The 21,314-nt window shown below is 72.7% G+C and carries 17 protein-coding genes; 10 read left to right on the top strand and 7 right to left on the bottom strand.

All coding sequences use genetic code 11. From position 1 onward, the window contains the following. Nucleotides 1-29: 29 nt before the first annotated feature. Nucleotides 30-650: an L-threonylcarbamoyladenylate synthase gene (locus EV386_RS05550; RefSeq protein WP_130413076.1), complete on the bottom strand. Its 621-nt coding sequence runs from the start codon at nt 648-650 to the stop codon at nt 30-32. Between the two features lie 51 nt (nt 651-701). On the opposite strand from EV386_RS05550, the gene EV386_RS05545 reads away from it, so the two are divergent. Next, the gene (locus EV386_RS05545; RefSeq protein ID WP_130413074.1) at nt 702-1,619 is read left to right on the top strand and encodes a LysR family transcriptional regulator; all 918 of its coding nucleotides are present in this window, start codon (nt 702-704) and stop codon (nt 1,617-1,619) included. An 86-nt stretch (nt 1,620-1,705) separates the two neighbouring features. Next, nucleotides 1,706-2,140, top strand: a complete 435-nt coding sequence (locus EV386_RS05540; protein ID WP_130413072.1) for a VOC family protein — start codon at nt 1,706-1,708, stop codon at nt 2,138-2,140. Between the two features lie 90 nt (nt 2,141-2,230). Here the strand turns inward: EV386_RS05540 and EV386_RS05535 are convergent, their stop codons facing one another. The 3 genes from EV386_RS05535 to EV386_RS05525 all read right to left on the bottom strand — a co-directional run bounded on the left by EV386_RS05535 (nt 2,231) and on the right by EV386_RS05525 (nt 6,527). Next, nucleotides 2,231-4,048, bottom strand: coding sequence for an ABC transporter ATP-binding protein (locus EV386_RS05535; protein WP_130413070.1), 1,818 nt, complete (start codon nt 4,046-4,048; stop codon nt 2,231-2,233). Next, complete coding sequence (locus EV386_RS05530) at nt 4,045-5,964, bottom strand: ABC transporter ATP-binding protein (RefSeq protein WP_423218958.1); 1,920 nt, start codon at nt 5,962-5,964, stop codon at nt 4,045-4,047. The genes EV386_RS05535 and EV386_RS05530 overlap by 4 nt, the downstream gene beginning before the upstream one ends. A 116-nt stretch (nt 5,965-6,080) precedes the next feature. Continuing rightward, nucleotides 6,081-6,527: an HNH endonuclease gene (locus tag EV386_RS05525; protein ID WP_130413066.1), complete on the bottom strand. Its 447-nt coding sequence runs from the start codon at nt 6,525-6,527 to the stop codon at nt 6,081-6,083. A gap of 493 nt (nt 6,528-7,020) precedes the next feature. Here EV386_RS05525 and EV386_RS05520 point away from each other — a divergent pair, with 493 nt between their 5' ends. Next, complete coding sequence (locus EV386_RS05520) at nt 7,021-7,305, top strand: acylphosphatase (protein ID WP_130413064.1); 285 nt, start codon at nt 7,021-7,023, stop codon at nt 7,303-7,305. 10 nt (nt 7,306-7,315) lie between these two features. Here the strand turns inward: EV386_RS05520 and EV386_RS05515 are convergent, their stop codons facing one another. Then, the gene (locus EV386_RS05515; protein ID WP_242607840.1) at nt 7,316-8,095 is read right to left on the bottom strand and encodes a sirohydrochlorin chelatase; all 780 of its coding nucleotides are present in this window, start codon (nt 8,093-8,095) and stop codon (nt 7,316-7,318) included. A gap of 352 nt (nt 8,096-8,447) precedes the next feature. On the opposite strand from EV386_RS05515, the gene EV386_RS05510 reads away from it, so the two are divergent. The 4 genes from EV386_RS05510 (at nt 8,448) to EV386_RS05495 (ending at nt 14,240) form a co-directional block, all read left to right on the top strand. Next, nucleotides 8,448-10,199, top strand: a complete 1,752-nt coding sequence (locus tag EV386_RS05510) for a DUF7507 domain-containing protein (RefSeq protein WP_130413060.1) — start codon at nt 8,448-8,450, stop codon at nt 10,197-10,199. Nucleotides 10,200-10,313: 114 nt separating this feature from the next. Continuing rightward, the gene (locus EV386_RS05505) at nt 10,314-11,720 is read left to right on the top strand and encodes a SpaH/EbpB family LPXTG-anchored major pilin (protein WP_130413058.1); all 1,407 of its coding nucleotides are present in this window, start codon (nt 10,314-10,316) and stop codon (nt 11,718-11,720) included. A 220-nt stretch (nt 11,721-11,940) separates the two neighbouring features. Next, complete coding sequence (locus tag EV386_RS05500) at nt 11,941-12,792, top strand: class C sortase (RefSeq protein ID WP_130413056.1); 852 nt, start codon at nt 11,941-11,943, stop codon at nt 12,790-12,792. Then, nucleotides 12,789-14,240, top strand: a complete 1,452-nt coding sequence (locus EV386_RS05495; protein WP_130413054.1) for an LPXTG cell wall anchor domain-containing protein — start codon at nt 12,789-12,791, stop codon at nt 14,238-14,240. The genes EV386_RS05500 and EV386_RS05495 overlap by 4 nt, the downstream gene beginning before the upstream one ends. Nucleotides 14,241-14,362: 122 nt before the next feature. Here the strand turns inward: EV386_RS05495 and EV386_RS18245 are convergent, their stop codons facing one another. After that, nucleotides 14,363-14,851 (bottom strand): P-loop nucleotide/nucleoside kinase family protein, encoded by a 489-nt coding sequence (locus EV386_RS18245; RefSeq protein WP_165399857.1) that lies wholly within the window; start codon nt 14,849-14,851, stop codon nt 14,363-14,365. A gap of 189 nt (nt 14,852-15,040) precedes the next feature. Between EV386_RS18245 and EV386_RS05485 the strand changes: the two genes are divergently transcribed. From EV386_RS05485 to EV386_RS05475, 3 genes are all read left to right on the top strand, one after another. Further along, on the top strand, nt 15,041-16,021 hold the full coding sequence (locus tag EV386_RS05485) for an AraC family transcriptional regulator (protein WP_130413052.1): 981 nt from the start codon (nt 15,041-15,043) through the stop codon (nt 16,019-16,021). Nucleotides 16,022-16,076: 55 nt separating this feature from the next. Next, nucleotides 16,077-17,375, top strand: coding sequence for an MFS transporter (locus tag EV386_RS05480; protein ID WP_130413050.1), 1,299 nt, complete (start codon nt 16,077-16,079; stop codon nt 17,373-17,375). Nucleotides 17,376-17,528: 153 nt separating this feature from the next. Continuing rightward, nucleotides 17,529-18,743, top strand: a complete 1,215-nt coding sequence (locus EV386_RS05475; protein WP_165399856.1) for a cation:proton antiporter — start codon at nt 17,529-17,531, stop codon at nt 18,741-18,743. A 64-nt stretch (nt 18,744-18,807) separates the two neighbouring features. Here the strand turns inward: EV386_RS05475 and metE are convergent, their stop codons facing one another. Beyond that, nucleotides 18,808-21,138 (bottom strand): 5-methyltetrahydropteroyltriglutamate--homocysteine S-methyltransferase, encoded by a 2,331-nt coding sequence (gene metE / locus EV386_RS05470; RefSeq protein ID WP_130413047.1) that lies wholly within the window; start codon nt 21,136-21,138, stop codon nt 18,808-18,810. Between the last annotated feature and the right edge of the window lie 176 nt (nt 21,139-21,314).

Raw genomic sequence — 21,314 nt, 5'->3', positions numbered from 1 at the left:
TAACGGCGGGCGGCGGGCCGCGTCGTGGATCACTCGAAGCGCGACGGGTCTCCCGCGCCGACGCGCAGGACCTCGGGGTACCCCTGCGACCAGTCGACGACGGTGGTGGGCCGCCCGGGCGCCTCTCCCCCGTCGACGACGGCGTCCAGGACGTGGTCGAGCTCCTCCTTGATGGCCCACCCGTCGGTGAGGGGCGCGGTCTCGCCGGGGAGGATGAGCGTGGAGGTGAGCAGTGGCTCGCCGAGCTCGTGCAGCAGCGCCTGGGCGACGCGGTTGTCGGTGATGCGCACGCCGACGGTCTTCTTCTTGGGGTGGGCCAGGCGGCGCGGCACCTCGGGCATGGCGCGCAGGATGAAGGTGTAGGGGCCGGGGGTGGCGGCTTTGATGGCGCGGAAGGCGCTGTTGTCGAGGTGGACGAGGTGCCCGAGCTGGGCGAAGTCGGCGCACACGAGGGTGAAGTGGTGTTTGTCGTCCAGGCGGCGCACGCGGCGGATGCGGTCGGCGCCGTCGTGGTAGTCCATGCGGCAGCCCAGTGCGTAGCCCGAGTCGGTCGGGTAGGCGATCAAGGCGCCGTCACGCAGCATGGCGGTGACCTGCGCGATGGCGCGGGCCTGCGGGTCGACGGGGTGCACATCGAAGTACCGGGCCATGTCCGGCAGGCTACTCCGATGGGCGGCGTCGGCCCCCGGTAGCCTGGTCTGGTGCCCGCCGACCTTGACCTGACGCGCCTGCGCGCGCTCGCCGCCGTCGCGCGCACGGGCTCGCTGACCGCTGCGGCGCGCGAGCTCGGTGTCGCGCAGCCGTCGGTGAGCCACCATCTGGCCCGGCTGGAGGTCGAGGCGGGCATCCCGTTGTTGGAGCGCGCGGGGCGCGGGGTGCGGCTCACGGAGGCGGGGCGGCTGCTGGCCGATCGCGCGGAGGAGATCCTGGGGCGTGTGGCGGGGGTGCGCCGCGAGCTGGACGCTCTGGCGGGGCTGCGCGCCGGGCGTGCGCGCCTGGCCGCGTTCCCCTCGGCCCTGGCCACGATCGTGCCGACGGCGATCTCCGCGCTCGTGCGTGACCATCCGGGGTTGGGTGTCGGGCTGGTGGAGGTCGAGCCGCCCGAGGCGGTGGCCGCGCTGGCCGCCGGGGAGGTCGACGTCGCCCTGGTGTTCGAGCATGACGACGTGCGCCACGCGCGCGCCGTCGACGACCTGTCGCGGTACGTGGTGACCCCGATCCTGGACGAGCCGGTGCACCTGGTGCGCCCGGCGCCAGCGGCGGCGCCCGACGACGTCGCGCCGCCGCTGGCGGATCTGGCCGAGGCCGACTGGATCGCCGGGTGCCCCCGCTGCCGCGCCGACCTGGTCGCGCGCTGCTCCGCGGCGGGGTTCTCCCCGCGCATCACGTTCGAGACCGACGACTCGGTGGCCGTCCAGGCCCTGGTCGCCGCCGGCGTCGGGGTGAGCCTGCTGCCCGACCTGGCGTTGCGCGCGCACCGGTCCGACCAGGTGGTGACGCACGCGCTGCCCGGGGCGCGCCGTCGCGTGCTCGCGCTCACGCTGGGCGCGCCGACTCCCCCGGCGCGTGAGCTGCTGGTGCGGCTCGTCGCGGCGGGCGCGGCGGGCGCCCTGTCCTGACCGCTCGGGCTGACCGCTTGGGCTGACCGCCTGGGCTGATGACCTCCGGCGTGCCGTGCGCGCGCCCGCTCCCCTACGGTGTGCGCATGACAACGGTCAGGCAGGTCCAGGTCACGTTCGACTGCGCGGACCCCGAGCGCGTCGCCCGCTTCTGGTGCGAGGTGCTCGGATACGTCGTCCCCCCGCCGCCGACAGGGTTCGCGACCTGGGAGGACTTCGACCGCTCGCTGCCGCCCGAGGACCAGGGCTCGGCGTTCGCGTGCGTCGACCCGACAGGCGTGGGCCCGCGGCTGTTCTTCCAGCGCGTCCCCGAGGGCAAGGTCGTCAAGAACCGTGTGCACCTCGACGTGCGCGCGGGCGCCGGGCTCGTGGGCGACGAACGCCTCGCGACGCTCGAGGCCGAGTGCGCGCGGCTGCTGGCGCTCGGCGCGAGCCACGTGCTGACGCAGCGCGCCGACGGCTTCAACGAGTCGTGCATCACCATGCGCGACGTCGAGGGCAACGAGTTCTGCCTCGACTGACCCCTCTCCCCAACCCCGCAGAAATGGGACCCTGACGGTCCGGTTTTTCCGGCCATCACCGGACCGTCAGGGTCCCATTTCTGGCGACGGTCAGGCGAGGGAGGTCTGCCAGGCGTGGTGGAGGCGGGCGTAGTGGCCGTCGGCGGCGATGAGGTCGGCGGGGGCGCCGTCCTCGGTGACGCGGCCGTGCTCCATGACCAGGACGCGGTCGGCGATCTCCACGGTGGACAGGCGGTGGGCGATGATGATGGCGGTGCGCCCGGCCAGGAGGGTCGCCAGGCCGCGCTGCACCAGGCGCTCGCCGGGGATGTCGAGGGAGCTGGTGGCCTCGTCGAGCACGAGCACGGCGGGGTTGGCGAGGAACGCGCGCGCGAACGACAGCAGTTGGCGCTGACCGGCCGAGACGCGCCCGCCGCGCTTGTTGACGTCGGTGTCGTACCCGTCGGGCATGGCGAGGATGAAGTCGTGGGCGCCCACGGCGCGCGCCGCCGCCTCGATCTCGGCCTGGGTGGCGTCGGGCTTGCCCAGCGCGATGTTCTCGCGCACCGACCCGGAGAACAGGTAGGCCTCCTGGGTGACCATGACGACGGCGCGGCGCAGGTCGGTGGTGGCCAGGTCGCGCACGTCGACGCCGTCGAGCAGCACGCGACCGCCGGTGGCGTCGTAGAACCGGGTGACGAGCTTGGCGAGGGTCGACTTGCCGGCGCCCGTGGTGCCGACGAGCGCGACGGTCTGCCCGGCGGGGATGCGCAGGTCGAGGTCGGGCAGCACCAGGGGCCCGCCCCCGTAGCGGAAGGTGACGTGGTCCAGGCGCACCTCGCCGCGCGCGTCGGGAAGCGGCGCGGGGTGGGCGGGCTCGACGACGGTGGGCTCCTCGGCCAGCAGCCCGGACAGCTTCTCCAGCGCGGCCGAGGCCGACTGGAAGGAGTTGTAGAACATGCCGACCTGTTGGATCGGCTGGAAGAACCGCTTGACGTACAGCAGGGCCGCGACCAGGACGCCGACGGGCAGGTCGCCGCGCAGCGCCCGCCAGCCGCCGTAGGCGAGCGCGACGACGACGGTCAGGTTGCCGATGAGCAGCAGCCCGGGCTGGTAGCGGCCGTTGAGCGAGAACGTGTCGAGGTTGGCCTGGCGGTAGCGCTCGGCCAGGCGCCCGTAGTCGCGCTCGGTGGTGGCCTCACGGCGGAACGCCTGGACGGCGCGCATCCCCGTCATGGTCTCGACGAACGTGACGATGACGCGCGCCGACGCCGTGCGCTGCTGGCGGTAGTACACCTGCGAGCGCCGCTGGAACCAGCGGGTCAACGCCCAGGCGGGCGCCATGGCGACGGCGAGCACGGCGCCTGAGCGCCAGTCGACCAGGGTGAGTCCGATGGCGGTGAACGTCATCGTCAGCACGGAGGAGACGACGCCGGTCAGTCCGCCGTCGAGCAGTTCGCGCAGCGCCTCCAGGTCGGAGGTCTGGCGGGAGATGACGCGGCCGGAGGTGTAGGACTCGTGGAACTCCAAGCTCAGGCGCTGGGTCTGGCGGAACACGCGTCGGCGCAGTTCGAGCAGCACGGCTTGCGAGATGGCGGCGGCGGCGCGCACGTAGGCGCCTCCCGCCACGCCCGCCACGACGGCCGCGACGACCAGCAGGGCGCCGAACGTGGCCAGGGGGCCGTAGCGGCTCTCGTCGAGCGCGGGCAGGGCGTGGTCGATGGTCACGGCGACCAGGGCGGGGCCGGCGACCTGGCCGAGCGTCGAGGCGACGACCAGCACGGCCGACCACACCAGGACGCGCCGGTGCGGGCGCAGCAGGCCGCCCAGCAGGGCGAGCGAGCGGGCGCGCACCGCACGGGACTGGGCGCGGTCGAGCGTGTCCTCCGACGCCTCGTCCGCGGGCGCCGCTCCTGTCGTGGCGCTCACAGCCGTGCTCCCGTCGCCTCGTCGTCGTGCAGCCCGGACTCGGCCCCCATGTCGGTGGGTGGGGCGGGATCGTCGAGCGCGCCGACGCCGTGCTGCGCCGCGTCGTCCTCCAAAGCCGAGATGACGTACCGGTAGTGCGGGTCGGTGGCCAGCAGCTCGGCGTGCGTCCCGACGGCGCTCACCCGCCCGTCGCGCAGCACCGCGACCCGGTCGGCGAGCGCGACGGTGGAGGGCCGGTGCGCGATGACGAGGGTCGTGGCGCCGGTCAGCGCCTGGCGCAGGCGGGCGGTCACGGCCTCCTCGGTGGCGACGTCGAGCGCCGAGAGCGGGTCGTCGAGCACGAGCACGCGCGGGCGCGCGGCGATCGCGCGAGCCAGGGCCAGGCGCTGGCGCTGCCCGCCCGACAGGGACAGGCCCTCCTCGCCCACGCGCGTGTCGACGCCGTGGGGCAGGCGCGTGGCGAAGTGCGCCTGCGCGACGTCGAGCGCCTGCGCGAGCCGCTCCTGCTTGACGTCGTCGGGCAGGGCATCGTCGACGCCCAGCAGCACGTTCTCGCGCACCGACGTGGAGAACAGGGTGGGGTCCTCGAACGCGACGGCGACGGCGCGGCGCACGTCGGCGCGGCGCATCCGGCGCACGTCGACCCCGTCGATCTCGACGGCGCCGCCCGTGACGTCGTACAGGCGCGGGATCAGCATGGCGAGCGTGGACTTGCCCGATCCGGTCAGCCCGACCAGCGCCGTCGTGGTCCCGGCGGGCAGGTCGAGGTCGACGTGCTCCAGGACGGGGCGAACGGCGTCGTCGTACTGGAAGGTCACGTCACGCAGCCGCACGTGGCCGCGCGGGTCGGCCGGCTCGATCGGGTCGGTGGGGTCGGTCAGCGGGTTGGCCGTGCTCAGCACGTCGAAGAGCCGGTCGACGGCGGTGCGGGCGTTGAACGTCATCGACAGGGTCATGCCGAGGTCCACGACGGGGCCGTTGATGACGGCGGCGGTCGCGAAGAACGCGGTCAGCGCGCCGACGCTCAGGGCGCCGTCGTGCGCCAGCAGCGCCCCGAGCACCAGGCACACGGCCAGCGTGAGCTCGGGGATGAGCGTGAGCGCGACGTTGACCTGCGCCTGCGCGCGCGCCTTGGCCAGCTCGGTCGAGCGCAGCCGCTCGGCCTGTCCCGTGAACGACGCCAGCGCGTCGCGGCCCCGCCCGAACGCCTTGAGCACGCGGATGCCATGCACCGACTCCTCGACCGTGGTGGCCAGGTCACCGGCCTGGTCCTGCGAGCGGCGCGCGATGGCGCGGTATCGGCGTGAGAACCGGAACGCGATGACGGTCACGGGCACCGCCCCGACCAGGTACACGACACCCAGCCACCCCGTCGTCGCGGCCAGCAGCCCGACGCCGACCAGCACGGTCACGCAGCTGACCACGAGCTGCAGCAGGCCAAACACCAGCCAGCGGCGCAGCAACCCCAGGTCCGACATCGAGCGCGACAGCAGCTGCCCGCCCGCCCACCGGTCGTGGAACGCGACGGGCAGGTCTTGCAGGTGGCGGAACAGCGCCATGCGCAGGTCGGCCTCGACGCGCGTGCCCGGCAGCATCACGAGGTTGCGCCGCGCCAGGACCAGTCCCGCCTCGGCCAGGCCCAGCGCGAGCACCACGGCGATCGCGCCCCACAGCGCCCCGGCGTCGTGCTCGCGGGCGCCGGCGGCGAGCGGGCCGTCGACCATGCGCTGCAGCACGCGCGGGATCGCGAGCGCGGCGAGCGACGCGCCCAGCGCCGAGAACATGCCCGCGACCAGCCGCGGCAGGGCGGGGCGCACGAACGGCAGCAGACGGCGCAGGGCGGCGACCGTGGACTGGTCGGCGTCGGCGATGGGACGGGCGGACGCAGGGGCAGTCACGGGGTCGGCGGTGGGCATCGGCGCCATTGTGCACCCGTGGCGCGCGTTGATGGTTGCTCCGCCCACTCATCGGCGCCGTCGCGGGCGCCCACGGGCGCCGCCGCGGGGGCGCGTGTGGCCGCTGCGTGGCGGCGTCAGGCCGCGGGTCTCCAGGACAGGTCGGGCACGTGCGGGACGAGGCGCAACTCCATGCCCGCCTCCTGCGGTGTGCGGTCGGCCTTGCGCGCGTTGCAGTCCGCGCATGCGGCCACGAGGTTGAGCCACGACGACGCCCCGCCCCGTGAGCGCGGCAGCACATGGTCGACGGTGTCGGCGGCGCCGCCGCAGTACGCGCACCGCCCGTCGCGGGCGCGCACCCCCGCCTTGGTGCACGCCGGGGCCTGGTCGCGGCGGTAGCGCCAGCGCATCGTCACGTAGCGCACCAGGCGCAGCACACGTGGCATCGGGTAGGGCCCGAACGTGCGTCCCACGACGGACTCTTCGACCACGGCGACCTTGCGCACCAGCATGTGGATCGCGTGCCGCACCGAGACGCGGTGCAGCGGCTCGTAGCCGGCGTTGAGGACGAGCACATCTGCCATAGCCGCCTCCCAGTCCTTGTCAGCGTCGTCGGATTCCAGGTCTTTCGGTCCGAGGACGACGGAAGCCGCCCAGGGATCTCCTGCGACGGCTTCAGGGCTGGCCGGGCGCGGGCCCGGTCAGACGTGGAGAGTGCCGCAGGAATGGTCGATGAGGTCGGTGCGGTGCAGGTCGAACCGCCGTTGCGCGCCCAGGCCCGGGCACGCGCAGGTGAGAGCGCCGCCGCGGTCCGTCGCGGTCGATCGGATCATCGTGGTGTCCCCCCTTCCGTGTCCGGTGCTCGCCGCCGGTTTGCGTCGCCGACGAGCGTGTCTGTGCGTGCAGCGCGTGCGCCCTGCATCCGCTCAGAATCTACGCGCGCCAGCGCGTGGCGGCTAGGGCTTTCGCGATCGCGTGTCGCCGCGCGGCGCCTACGATCGTGGGCATGCGCACCTCGGCCGTCGCCCGCACCGCGCCCGGCGCTGCGCCGTCGGCGCCCGTGGCGGGAGCCTGCGCGTGACCTCCGCGCCCGCTCGCCGCGTCCGCGTCGTGGTGCGTGGGCGCGTCCAGGGCGTCGGGTTCCGCTTCTGGACCACCGACACCGCCTACAGCGCGGGCCTGTCCGGCTGGGTGCGCAACCGCGACGACGGTGCGGTGGAGGCCGAGCTCGAAGGCGCGCCCGACGCCGTCGACGGCGTACTCGCGGCGCTGCGCCAGGGTCCGCCGCTCGCCCACGTCACGGCGGTGCACGCCGTCGACGTGCCCGCGCGCGGGGGCAGCGCATTCGTGATCGAGAGATGACGCCCGCGCGTCACGACGACGCGGCCGCGAACCGGTCCAGCACCACGTCGACCAACTCGGGGGGCACCGGGCCGCCTGCGACCAGCAGCGGCGCGCTCGTCACATCGCCGCCCGCGGCGGCCGCCAGGTCGGCGAAGTTGCCTGGCGCGAGCAGGTAGCTCGCCACGACGACGCGCGGGGCGCCGACCCCCTCCCCTGCCGGCGCCTCGGGCGTTGACCGGCCAACGGCGGCGCGCCCCGACTGCCTGGCTACGGCGACCGCATCGTGCAGGCGGGGCGTCGCCGCCGAGATGTAGGCGACGGTCACCGGCCGGCCCAGGCGCTCCGAGAGCGAGGCCCCGACGGCCTCACAGTCCGCGACCGCCCGAGCGTCGCTGGACCCCGCCGCGGCCAGCACGACGGCGTCGTCGGCGCGCAACCCGGCCTCAGCGAGCCTGCGCGCGAGCAGCGCGACGACACGGGCGTCGGGGCCCAGCGCTCCGGCGAGGGCCACGTCCCCGCCCGCGGCCCGCGCGGCATCGACAGCATCACGCAGGTCAACATGCACGTGATACCCGGCGGACAGCAGCAGGGGCACGACGACGACCGGGGGCCCGCCAGGCACGGTGGCTCCGAGGGTGTACAGCGCGGTCGGCACGTCGGGGTCTTGGACGTCCACGAACGCGGCGGCGACGCCCTGACCACGCTCACCTCGGCGCGCCCTGACGGCTTCGACGAGCAAGCCGACCGCGTCGGCCCCGGTACGAGAGGACGTGCCGTGCGACACGGCCAGGAGGATGCGGTCGGTCACTGGCGCCTTCCTGTTCACGTGGTGGATCCCTGCGGAGGGCAGTGTGCGCACAACGCCGAGACCCGAGGGCATCCCGCCGGTGAGCGTCTCGCCCCATGGTGACGTGACCGCAACCTCGCATGACTGAACCGCTCGGTACGTGACCCTCACGAAAGCCGCCCGGGACCCGTCCTTTACCTGAAGCATACCCACTGCAGTGGCGTCAAGTCGCGGGCGCGAATCGTCGCCACCCCGGCGCGCGTCTCACGCCCCGCGCCCAGTCGCCGCTCCCACGAACCGCAACCTAGACACATCCTCGAACAACCGCCGGCTGTTCGGTCAACGCAGTGAGAAAGCGCAGGAGGTGCTCCCGGTGCGACTGACGAAACCCATCGCAGCGATCGCAGTGGCGACATTGGGCCTTGCCTTGGTGGTCGACGTCGCATCCCAGCCAACGGCGGCCGCCGACGAGATGCCAAACGCCGTGCCGACGCCGCTCCTCAATGAGGACTTCACCGGCGATAGGTTGCAGGACTCGAACTTCAAACTTCTCGGACACGCCGGACTCACGAATGCGCCCGACGGTACCGTCTTCGCACCCAAGGTGGGTCTCGATAAGGGCCCCAACGGCGCGAATGTCGAGCAGACGGGTACGCGTAATGGCGCCCCGGGGCCGGACGCGTCCGTGGACGGCTACCTCCAACTCACCGACAACAACCACAACAAAGTCGGAGCCGTTCTGTACGACCACGCAATTAGCGCCTCCGGCGGAATCGACGTCACGTTCGAGATGTACCAGTTCAACTCGACGACACCGGCCACGTCGAACACCCAGGCGCCCGCCGACGGAATCGGCTTCTTCATCGTCGATGGCACCGCGAATCTTGACACCCCAGGAGCCTATGGCGGATCTCTCGGGTACGCGCAGAAGCGCGACGAGGATGGGACGTGGACACGTGGCGTTGATCACGGATATCTCGGAATCGGATTCGACGTCCTCGGAAACTACATTCAAGACGACCCCGAATGCAGAGGATCCACCGGTGGCGAATCCGCCGGCGGCCTCAAGAAAAAATGCTACTACCCAGGAACTTTCTCGCCTGCCGGATCCGATTGGAAGGACAACGCCGACAATACGATCACGCTACGCGGTCCGGGAAATGGTTTTGACGGATACGAATACCTGACGTCGACAATCGTCCTTCCCTCCACCAAGAAGCCGACGACCACACTCCCTGGTCTCCTCGGCGGCCCGAGCAGTCACGATCCAAGATGGACTGGCGGCATCACGGGATGGGCGGGGATGTCAGAGGACAAGAAAATGGAGCGTCTTCTCGATGAGTCGAAGCGACTCGTCCGCATCATCGTCTCTCCTGAGGAGAAGCCGCTCGTCCAGGTCTTCGTCGCCTTCGATGGAAAGCGAGAGACCCTCGCCGAAAGCGCGCCACTCCTGTCGTACCGCATGACGGAACCCATGCCCGAGAATTTCAAGTTCGGGTTTGCCGGGTCGACTGGTCACTTCACCGACGTCCACCTCATCCGCATGCTCAAGATCACCACGCTCGTCGACGCTCCGGCCCCGGCGCTGGAGATCGTGAAGACCGTGCGAGGAGAGAGCGTCGGATATGGGGTGGGCGAAACGATCGCCTACGAGTTCGACGTCAAGAACACTGGGACGACGACGCTCACCGGCGTCACGATCGAGGACGATCTCATCGATCATGGGACCCTCGCACCTAGCTCGCCTGTCACCCTCGGGCCGAATGAGACGCAGACGTTCACGGCAACCCACAAGCTCACGTCGGAAGAGGTCACCGCGGCAGGGACGGGCACTCCCGTGTGCCAGTTCGTCAACGAAGCCCACGCGTCCGGACAGTTCGGAGCGCAGTCGGTGACTTCCGCGCCCGCCACCGCTACGGTCTCCGTCACCCCTTGCGGCGCGCCCTCTCCCGACCCGACGCCGACACCCACACCAACGCCAGACGACTGGGCGAAGGGCCCTCCGCTCCCGCCAGTCGGCGGAACTCCGGGTGCCATCCCCGCGGTCGCGGCCTCGATCGCGGCAATCGGTGCCGTCTATCTCCTCGCCGCCTCGCGGCGCAACCGTCGACACCGCATCCGCTGACGCTCCGTACGCCCGCCCAACTCGCGGAAGCCTCCTCCAACAATGCGGCCCGCAATATTGAAATCCGCTCTCGAACAGACCGAAAACGGTCCGCTGATCAAGAAGGGACCCACCGTGGTCAAGAAGACCAGGGGACGCAGAGCCGTCCTCATCCCAGCAATCGTGGCACTGCTCGCAATGCCCCAATCCGCACTCGCCGATCCAAACGACCCGGTGGTCGTTGGCCCGGAGAAGATCGACTCGAGTGCGACGGGCAGCATCACCATCACCAAACTGGTCGCACCGGAGCAGCTCGGTGACGCCGCAACCGGCGAGGATGAGGACGTCCAGGGTATCCCGATTGAGGGCGTCACGTTCACGATCGAGCAGGTGACCGGGGTGAATCTCACGACACCCGTAGGCTGGACGACTGCGGCGACCATGACGCCCACAGAGGCAGCCGCTCTGATTTCGGCCGACCCCGAGCAAACGCTTCACAAGACCGACGCGGACGGCGTCATCAAGGTCAGGGACCTAAACGTCGGGCTCTACCTTGTTACCGAAATCGATGCACCCGCTGGTGTGCCGGAAACTGAGCAGTTCCTCGTGACGGTGCCCACGCTGAATCCGGGCGGCGACAAGTGGATCTATGACGTGCACGTGTACCCCAAGAACGAGAAGAGTCTGATATCCAAGACAGTCTCGGACGCCGACGTCACCAAGCCAGTCAAGTACACGGTGACGATTCCAGTCCCTCCGGGCACAACTTCCGTAACAATCACTGACATATTCGACAAGCGGCTCGTGCCGAATGTCAACTCGCTCACACTCGCTCACGCGGGTGATCCGGCTCCATCCCCCATAGTCGACTACGATGAGCAATTTAAGACTTTGAATGGTAGCCCGCTCGACACGGCGAGCAATACGCTCACAGTCAAACTCCCAGAGGTCCTTCTTGACGCGATCAGCAAAACCACCGACATCGGCTTCAGCATCGAAGCTACTGTCAATAGTCCTGGCGTGATTACGAACGATGCATCCTACGAAATGATCGTCGGCAGCAACGTCTACAGCGGCACATCAGCCGAAGTGACAACTATGTGGGGTCAACTCACGGTCAATAAGCTCGACGCGGCGTCCGGCGACCTGCTCGACGGCGCCACGTTCGCGATCGCCGCCTCCGAAGATGCTGCGACAGAAGGCCCGTATATCGTCGAACCGCGCAAGACGGTAAACGGCACCGTGACTTTCACTCTCCGCTACTCTGACTTTGCAGACAATCAGTCTCTGAGCCCGGCGCAGACGTACTGGTTGGTCGAGACGGACCCTCCTGAGGGCTACCAGCCCGACAAGACGCCCCGGGAGTTCAAGCTCCTCTCGGCGAACAAGGGCGAGTACACCATTGTCGTCCACAACGCGCCGGAGCGCCCCTTCGCCCTCCCCGCGATCGGTGGCAACCGCGCCGTTCTGCCGATCATCGCCGTGGTGCTCGCCGGCGGCGGTGTGCTGTGGCTCGTGCGGTCCCGTCGCGTGAACGACTGACGCGACTCCCCGCGCGGCCCCGGAGCGTCACCTCCGGGGCCGCGCCCCTCACCAGCGCCCGTGTGGCGCGCACATGACCCAGCCATCACCTGTGCGGGAGGGAGGTTCCATGCCCCGCCACAAGCTCAACCGGTCCGCGCAGCGCCGGGCCCTCGCGGTCCGTGTCGTCGTCGCAGTCCTGGTGGTCGCGGCGATCGCCGTGTAGCAGTGGAACCCCGCGGTGACGTGGTTCAACGACCGCGCCGCCGCCAGCCGCACCGCGCAGTTCGCGCAGGCGCATGACGCGACGCCGTCGCACGAGCAGGACGCCCAGTTCGCCGCGGCGCAGGAGTACAACGCCTGGCTCGCGGCCGGCGGCGCGAGCGAGATCGGCCACGACATCCATGAGTTCGGGGCCGCCGACGAGTCCGACCCCGAGTACATCGCCTACACGGACCTGCTCTCGGTGGACGGCACGTCGCTCATGGCGGACCTGGACGTGGCCTCGATCGACGCGCGGCTGCCCGTGGTGCACGGCACGTCGCCGACCGCGCTGGACACCAACGCCGGCCACCTGTATGGCACGTCGCTGCCGGTCGGAGGCCCGTCGACGCACGCCGTGATCGGCGCGCACTCCGGCTGGAGCAAGGCCACGTTGTTCAACCGGCTCTCCGAGGTCGAGGTGGGCGACGTGTTCACGCTGTCGGTCATGGGCCGCCACCTGGCCTACGAGGTCACCTCGATCACCCCGGTCCGCGCGTCCGACTCGACGGACCTGATCCGCATCGAGGAGGGCAAGGACTTGGTGACCCTCACCACGTGCTTCCCCACCTACGTCAACACCCACCGTCTACTCGTCCGCGGTGAGCGGACCGACGACCCCCATCCCGACGACGACGGCGGCTCCGTCGTCCGTGCCGTGACCGGGCCGGGGTTCCCGTGGTGGGCGGCCGTCAACGGCGGCGGCGCCGCGAGCGTCATGGCCCTCGCCTTCTGGCCCGCGCGCCGCGACACGACGCCGTCCACCTCCACCTCTCCCGGCGGCCGGCGCCACGCCGACCGCAACCTGACCCGACGCCGGAGGCGTTCATGAACCGCAAGCTGGTCTCTTGGGTGGTGGCGCTGGGCGCCACGCTCGCGCCCGTCGCCGCCGCCACCCCCGCCGCCGCGTCGTCCGCGGTCATCGACCCCACCCGCCTCGGAAGCCTGACGGTGCACTCCTACCGGATGGGCGACGACGTCTCGTCCGCGCGGCCCGCGTCCGGGGAGCGCTTCGCGGTCGCCCAGGTCGACGGCGTCGACCTGACCTCCGACTCGGGGTGGCGTGAGGCGGCCCGCCTCGCCTCGGGCGGCCAGGGGATCCCGAACCTCGGGCCCGCCGACCTGCGGGTCACCGACGGCTCCGGGCAGGCGTCGTTCTCGCGCCTTCCGGTCGGCCTGTACCGCGTCGAGCAGTTGGCCGTCGGGGGCGTCGCGCCGTTCTACGTCACGATCCCGATGACCGATCCGGACGACGGCGCGAGCTGGCTCTACGACGTCGACGTCCACCCGAAGGCGCCCGCGCAGGCGGACGGCCCGGACGACGGCGAGCCCGTGTACGACCTCGCGCTGCGCACCTGGGTCTCCGAGGTGTGGCGTGACGGCTCGCTCATCTACCAGTGGCGGTCATCGCCAGACGAGCCCGGGCCGTCGCACATCATCCCCTACGTGACCTACGACGACGACACCGTCGACATCCACGTGGGCGACCTGCTGGTGCGTGACATCGAACTGCTGAACCAGGGCAACCGCACCGCGCGCGTCGACGAGCTCGTCAACTACTCCGGCGTCGGACTGGAGTACGCGGACGGCCAGTACATGAACACCGTCCCCGGGCACGACAACGACGGGTGGGAGCTGGCCCCCGACGGCCTGTGGCACATGTCGATGGAGGACGCGGGCATCGTGCTGGCCCCCGGCGAGCGGTTCAAGGTCTACCTCACCCTGCGCGTGACGCCCGAGGCGCTCGGCACGCACGCCGACGAGTCGGAGGACCTGCCCACCTTCGTCGAGATCTCTCGGTTCAGCGGGTGGGTCCCCGCGGGGGTCGAGCCGGCGGCGGCGTCCGAGCCGTCCGCGGCGCCGCTCGCGCGCACGATGATGGCCAGCTTCGCCCAGCCGCTCGCGAGCGAGACCTACGACGGCGTGGCCGGCTCCTGGCAGCAGGTGCCCGACGTCGACTCCACGCCCGACCGCTCCAACAGCGCGGTCGAGGACGGCAAGCTGGTCTACCACTCGTGGGAGGACAACGAGGTCAACGAGTCCAACACGTCCATGACGCCGGACGACGACCAGAACGACCGCGACAACGACGAGGACGACCACGACGGCTCGATCATCCGCGTGGTGCGGGACGCCTCGGCCACGCAGCACCCGCTGTCGCAGTACCTGCCGCGCACGGGCGCGGAGGCCGTCACGGCACTGGCCGTGGCCGGCGCCCTGCTCGGCGCCGGTGCGGCGCTGGTGATGCTCGCCCGACGGCGTCGCCCGAGCGCGCGCTGAACCCCTGCGCAGCCCGCGTTGACGTGTGCCCGTGACGGCGACCGCCGTCGCGGGCGCGCGTGGCTCAGTGTGGGCGCGCTCGTGAGGGGCCGCTCCCCCGCGGGCGCGCCCGCGCGCGTCGGTCAGTTGGCCGGCCAGGGGTCGTCGGGGGCGACGTAGACGTCGAACTGAGCGATCTCGTCCGCCGTCGGGCGCTCGAACTGCTGCCAGGTCGCCAGCAGCACGTCCCGGGCGAGCGCCTCGGCGTCGGGGCCGCCACGGGCGCGCACACGCCGCGCGAGCTCGTCGAGGGGCGCGTCCAGGAAGTGCAGCGCGGTGCGGGCGCCGGCGGGCTCCGCAACCTGCCGGATGGCCTCACGCTCGGCGCGCGACCACGACCCGAACTCGACGACGACGCTCACCCCGTGCGCCAACAGGTCACCGGCGAGGTCGAGCAGGCACGCCTGGAGCTTGAAGCGGAACTCGTAGTCGACGAGGCTGACGCCCAACCGGACGATCCACTCGTCGGGGCTCAGGTAGACGGCCTGCTCCACCTCGACCACCGCGCGGGCGCGCGTCGTCTTGCCCGCTCCCGGAAGCCCACACACCAGCCACAGCGTCGTCTCGCTCACCCGGACAGTCTGACGGCGCACCCAGCGCCACCCCGAGTTGACGCGCCGGGACCCTCCTGGGGGCGCACTGTGCTGGGCGTCTCCTGCTGCCCGGAACGGACCTGCGAGGTACCACGCACGGAACGGCGGTGATCCGGCGCGCGCCGCGTGGGATAGGCGCAGACCACACCAACGAAGGGACCCGGCACGATGAATCCGAGCCCCCACCGCACCATCCACCGCCACCGCGGCGTGACCCCACGCCGCGCCCACCCGGCGCAGACCACCACCACCGAACGGGGCAACGCGCGCACGCGCACCGCCAAGTTCGGCGACCTGCAGGTCACCTATCTGGAGCACGGCCCCGTGCGCCTCGACACGCCCGACCGTATGTGGGGCGCCGACTCCTCGACGCTGCGCCTCATGGTCGTCGTCGAGGGCGAGGTGACACTGCGACACCACGAGGCGAACGCGACGCTCGCGGCGCGCGACAGCGCCCTGATCCTCGGCACGAGCCCCGTGGCCTACGAGTCTTTGGCCCCGGCGCGCATCGTGCTGTGCGACCTGCCGGCCGACAACACCGGCCTGACGGCCCTGCCGCGATCGGCCCCGTTCGTCGTCGGCCGCGCTGACGCCGCGGTGCCGTGCGCGCTCGGCGCGTTCCTGCTCGACCTGCTGCGCCAGGACTCCGACCAGCTCGCCCCGGTCGCCCGGGCGCAGATCGCGGACGTGCTGCGCACCCTCGCGGTCAGCACCATCACGGCGCTCGCCGTGGCCGGCTGCGCGGGCTGGGACCTGCGCCGCCAGCGGCTGGCCGCGCTGCGTCACATCGCCGCCCGGTACACCGACCCCGAGCTGAGCTCGGCGTCGGTCGCCGAGCACCTCGGCCTCTCGCGCCGCTCACTGCAGCGGCTGTTCGAGGACGAGGACCGCACCGTGGCCCAGCGCATCCAGGAGGTGCGCACGCAGCACGCGATCGCGCGCCTGCGCGACGTGCGCCTCGCCTCGGCCTCCCTGGCCGAGATTGCGACCCTGTCGGGCTTCGGCTCGACCGTCGCGATGCGGCGCGCCGTCCAGGAGGCCACGGGTCTGACGCCGTCGGACCTGCGCCGCGAGGCCGTCACGACCGACCCGGGCGAGCACGAGCTGACGCCCGCCGAGTGCGAGCGGTTCCAGATCCCCGAGGAGTGACACCCTCTCGCCCCGGGCGCGACGCCCGGGGCGCGCGGCGTGACAGCATGGAGCGGTGCCACGCCCGCCGACCTCCCGCGCGACGCCGTGGCTCGTGTGGGCGTGCGGGCTGGCCGTCTACGTGCTGGCCGTCGCCCACCGCTCGTCCTTCGGCGTCGCGGGCCTGGCGGCGGCCGACCGGTTCGGCGCCCAGGCCACCGTGCTGTCCCTGTTCGTCGTCGTGCAGCTCGCCACCTACGCGGCGATGCAAGTCCCGATGGGCGTCGCGCTCGACCGCTTCGGCGCCCGGCGTCTGCTGACGTTCGGCGCGCTCACGATGGCGCTCGGACAGGCCGGCATGGCGGTGGCGCCCGGCGTCGGCGCGGCCATCGCGCTGCGCGTGCTGGTCGGCTCGGGCGACGCCGCCGTCTTCATCTCCGCGGTCCGCCTGGTGTGGGGCTGGTTCGACCGGCGCCGCGTGCCGCTGCTGACGCAGGTCACCGGGCTGGTCGGGCAACTCGGCCAGGTGGTCTCGGCGATCCCGTTCGCCGCCGCCCTGCACCGCTTCGGCTGGACGCCCGCATTCGCGGCGCTGGCCGCGCTCGGGCTCGCCACCGCGGGCCTGGCCGCGTTCGGGGTCCGCCCCGGGCCGCACGACGAGCCGCCGCTACGCCGTGGCCTCGCCGGGCTCGGCGCCACGCTCACGAGCCCCGGCACCTGGCTCGGCTTCTTCGCCCACCTGCTCGGCGGGGTCAGCCCCAACGTCTTCGTGCTCATGTGGGGCGTCCCGTTCCTCGTGCGCGGGCAGGGCCGCACCCCGGCCGAGGCGGGCGCCCTGCTGACCGTCAGCGTCGCCGTCTCGCTCGTCGCCGGGCCCGCGATCGGCGAGTTCACCGCGCGCCACCCGCTGCGCCGCACGTGGGGCGCGCTCGCGGTCGCGGTCGCGACGGGCGCGGGGTGGGCGATGGTGCTGCTGCCCGCCACACCGCGGCCGCTGTGGGCGCTGGCCGTGTTCGTCGTCCTCATCTCGATCGGCGGGCCGGCCTCGCTCGTGGGCCTCGACCTGGCCGCGTCGTTCAACCCACCCGCGCGTCGGGGCGCCGCGCAGGGCGTGGCGAATATGGGCGCCTTCGCCTCCGCCGTCGTGGTCATGCTCGCCGTCGGCGTCGTGCTCGACGCCCGGGCGCCGGGTGGCGCTCCCACGCTCGCCGACTACCGGCTCGCGCTGAGCGTCGTGCTCGTGCCCCTCGCCGTCGGCGTCGTGGGCGTGCTCGTCACGCGCCCGCGCGCGCGGGCGGCGGCAGGGTTGAGTGTCCCCACGCTCGCCGAGGTGTTCGACCGGTACCGGGGCACGGGCGGTCCGGGACCGCGCTGAGCGTCCCCGGCACACAACGACCCTGGCACGCAGCGACCCCGGCACACCGACCGCCGCACGCAGCGGCCCGAGCGCCGCGTGTCGTGGCCAGCCGCGCGAGCCGACTCGGCCTCCACGGGGCCGACCGGCGCGAACGTCCCTAGAGTTCAAGCCGTGGACTCTGCCCTGCTCGGCCTCGCGGCCGTCCTCGCGGCCGTCGTCGCCGCTCCCCCGCTCGCCGCGCTGAGCAAGCGCCTGATCCCGATCCCCCTGCCGGTCGTGGAGATCGCGCTCGGCATGCTCATCGGCCCGGCGATCCTCGGCCTGGTCGAGCCCGGCGGCCTGCCCGCCTCGGTCGGCCGGATGGGTCTGGCCGCGATCATCTTCATCGCCGGGTACGAGCTGGAGTACCGCGCCATCTCCCGCACGCAGCTCGGCTGGGCGACCGCAGGGTGGGTGCTCTCGCTCGTGCTGGCCGTGCTGGCCGGGATCGGCGTCATCATCGCCGCCGACGCCGGCGGCCTGCAGGTCTCGGGCGACGGGACGACGTCGCTGGTCACCACCGGCGTCTTCGCCGGCATCGCGCTCACCTCCACGGCCCTGAGCACCGCGATGCCCTCGATGCGCGACGCCGGGGAGCTCACCACGCCGTTCGGCCGCGCCATCATCGCCGCGGGGACCGTGGGGCAGCTCGCGCCGCTGCTGGCCCTGTCGGTCGTGTTCGGCGGGCGGGACATCTGGTGGTCGGCGCTCGCCCTGGTGCTGTTCTGCGCGATGGTGCTCGCCTCCGTGCGCATCGCCGCGCGGGGCCTGCCCGTCTGGGCGCGCCGCGTCGTGAGCGCCACCATGCACACCTCGGGCAACTTCGCGGTGCGCATCGTCGTGTTCGCGGTCGCGATCCTCACCGCCGTGAGCGTCGACGTGTTCGACCTCGACATGCTGGTGGGGGCGTTCGCCGCGGGCGTGCTGGTGCGCCAGCTCGTCAGCAACGTCGACCCGGGCGAGCGCCAGCTCGTCGAGCACAAGTTCCAGGGCCTGGCGTTCGGGTTCCTCACGCCGCTTTTCTTCGTGACCACGGGCGTCGCGTTCGACCTGCGCGGCCTGTTCTCCCAGCCGCTCGCGCTCGCGCTCGTCCCCGTCTTCCTCGTGGTGATGTTCGTCGCGCGCGGCCTGCCCGGCTCGTTCGTCATCCCGTGGCGCTCGGGCGCGCGCGACCGCGTCGCCGCGATGCTGTGGACGTCGGTGGGGCTGGCCGTCATCGTCGCCGTGGTCAACATCGCGGTCGACGCCGGGGCGCTGAGCTCGGTGCTCGGCTCGGCCATGGTGGGCGCGGGCATGGTCTCGATGCTCACGTTCCCGACGGCGGCGCTGGCGGTGCGCCGCCGCTGAGCCGGCCCCCGTCCGCCGGCGCCCGCCCGCCGTCGCCCGGGTGCGACGACGGCGGACGGCGCGGTCACAGGCTCGCGCGCACCGCGCGGGCGGCGGCCACCAGGTGGCGCAGCGACTCGGTCGTCTCGGCGTACCCGCGTGTCTTGAGCCCGCAGTCCGGGTTGACCCACACCAGGGCGGGTTCGATCGCCCTGACCGCGAGGCGCAGCAGCTCGGTCACCTCGCCCGCCGACGGCACGCGCGGGGAGTGGATGTCGTAGACGCCCGGGCCGATGCCGCGCCCGTACCCGGCGTCGCGCAGCTGAGGCACGATCTCCATGCGCGAGCGCGCCGCCTCGAGCGAGGTCACGTCGGCGTCGAGTCCGTCGATCGCGTCGATGACCTCGCCGAACTCCGAGTAGCACAGGTGCGTGTGCACCTGCGTGTCGGGCGCGGCCCCGGCGGTCGCGAGCCGGAAGGCGCGCACCGCCCAGTCGAGGTAGGCGCGCTGGTCCTCACGGCGCAGCGGCAGCAGCTCGCGCAGCGCGGGCTCGTCGACCTGCACGACGGCGGCGCCGGCCGCCTCCAGGTCGGCCACCTCGTCGCGCAGGGCGAGCGCGACCTGCGCGGCGGTGTCGCCGAGCGGCTGGTCGTCGCGCACAAAGGACCACGCCAGGATGGTCACCGGCCCGGTCAGCATGCCCTTGACGGGCTTGGCCGTCAGCGACTGCGCGTAGCGCGTCCACGCCACGGTCAGGGGCGCGGGCCGCGACACATCACCCCACAGGATCGGCGGGCGCACGCACCGCGACCCGTAGGACTGCACCCAGCCGCCCGCCGTCACGGCGAACCCGTCGAGCCGCTCGGCGAAGTGCTGCACCATGTCGTTGCGCTCCGGCTCGCCGTGCACCAGCACGTCCAGGCCCAGCTCCTCCTGCAGCGCCACCACGCGTGCGACCTCCGCGCGCATCGCCGCCTCGTACGCCGCGTCGTCGAGCGCGCCGCGAGCCCATGCCGCGCGCGCCGCGCGGATCTCGGGCGTCTGCGGGAACGAGCCGATGGTCGTGGTCGGCAGCGGGGGCAGGCTCAGGCGGGCGGCCTGCGCCGCGGCGCGCTCCCGGTAGGGCGCCCGCGCCACGTCGGCCTCCCCCAGCCGCGCCACCCGCTCACGCACCGCGGGCACGACGACGCCGGCCGCCGCCGCGCGGTCCGCGAGCGCCGCGCTCGCCGCGGCGATCTGCTCGGCGACCGCCCCGGGGCCGTGGGCGAGGCCGCGCGCGAGGGTGACGACCTCGGCGACCTTCTGGTCGGCGAACGCGAGCCAGTCGCGTAGGCGGGGGTCGCGTCCGGCGGCGCCGTCCCACGTCTCGTCCTCGACGTCGTGGGGCACGTGCAGCAGGGAGGTCGAGGTGCCGACCGCGACGGCGCCTGTGCCCGTGGCGGCCTGGAGCCGGGCGGCCTGGGCGAGCCTCGCGGCGAGGTCGGCGCGCCAGACGTTGTGCCCGTCGACGAGTCCGGCGACGAGCGCCTTGGACTCCAGGCCGGGCACGAGGCCGGTCGGGGCGGACCCGCGCACGAGGTCGACGGCGATGGCCTCGACGTCGCTCGCGGCGAGCGGAGCCAGGTGGTCGCCCGAGGCGCCGCGCAGGTCGCCGTAGGGAGCGGCGACGAGGATCGCCGGGCGTCCGGGCACGGCGGTGAGCGTGGCGTAGGCGCGGGTGACGGCCTCGGCGAGCGCGCCGGGGGCCAGGTGGCCGGTGACGGTGTCGGCGACGAGGGCGGGCTCGTCGAGCTGGACCCACGGCGCTCCGGCCGCGCCGAGCGCGGCGAGCAGGTCGGCGTAGGCGGCGACGGCGTCGTCGAGGCGGTCGAGCGGCCGGAAGCCGACGGGGGCGCCTGCGGCGGCCTTGGCCAGGAGCAGGAACGTCACGGGGCCGACGACCACGGGGCGGGTCACCACGGCCTGGCCACCGTCGTCGGGCCGGGCGGCCTCGGCGAACCAGCGCACGGGGGCATCGTCGGCGAAGGTGAGCGGGGTGTCGGGGCCGATCTCGGGGACCAGGTAGTGGTAGTTGGTGTCGAACCACTTGGTCATCTCCAGCGGCGGGCGGGCGCCGTCGCCGCGCGCGGCGACGAAGTAGTCGGCGGCGGGCACGGCGCCGAGCAGCACCGCGGCGTCGAGCACCTGGTCGTAGGGCGAGAACGACGACGGGACCGAGCCGTCGGCGGGGTCGAGGCCGAGCGCTACGAGGCGGCGCACCGTGGCCAGGCGCAGGGCGCGGCTGGCGGCCTCCAGTTCGGCGTCGGTGGTGCGCCCGGCCCAGCGGGCTTCGAGCGCGCGCTTGAGCTCGCGGCGCCGGCCGATGCGCGGGTAGCCGAGGATGGTTCCGCCGGGGAACGGTGTGGCGATGGGCATGAGGAGTCCTCTCGGGATGGACTGCTCGGGCCCTCGGCCCTCAGGCCTGGGTGCGGTGGTCGCAGCCGCCGGGGTGGTCGCCCCCGGGCGGGCCGTTCACGAGCAGGGACAGGTGCTCCTTTGCTCCCCGCGACGGCTCGCCGACGTCGTGTGCCGGCGTGCCGGGGCCATCCGCC

It is taken from the genome of Xylanimonas ulmi (assembly GCF_004216535.1).
In the GTDB taxonomy this organism is placed as follows: domain Bacteria; phylum Actinomycetota; class Actinomycetes; order Actinomycetales; family Cellulomonadaceae; genus Xylanimonas; species Xylanimonas ulmi.
The sequence above is the reverse complement of the archived record's forward strand: the minus strand, read 5'-3'. Positions and strand labels throughout refer to the sequence as shown.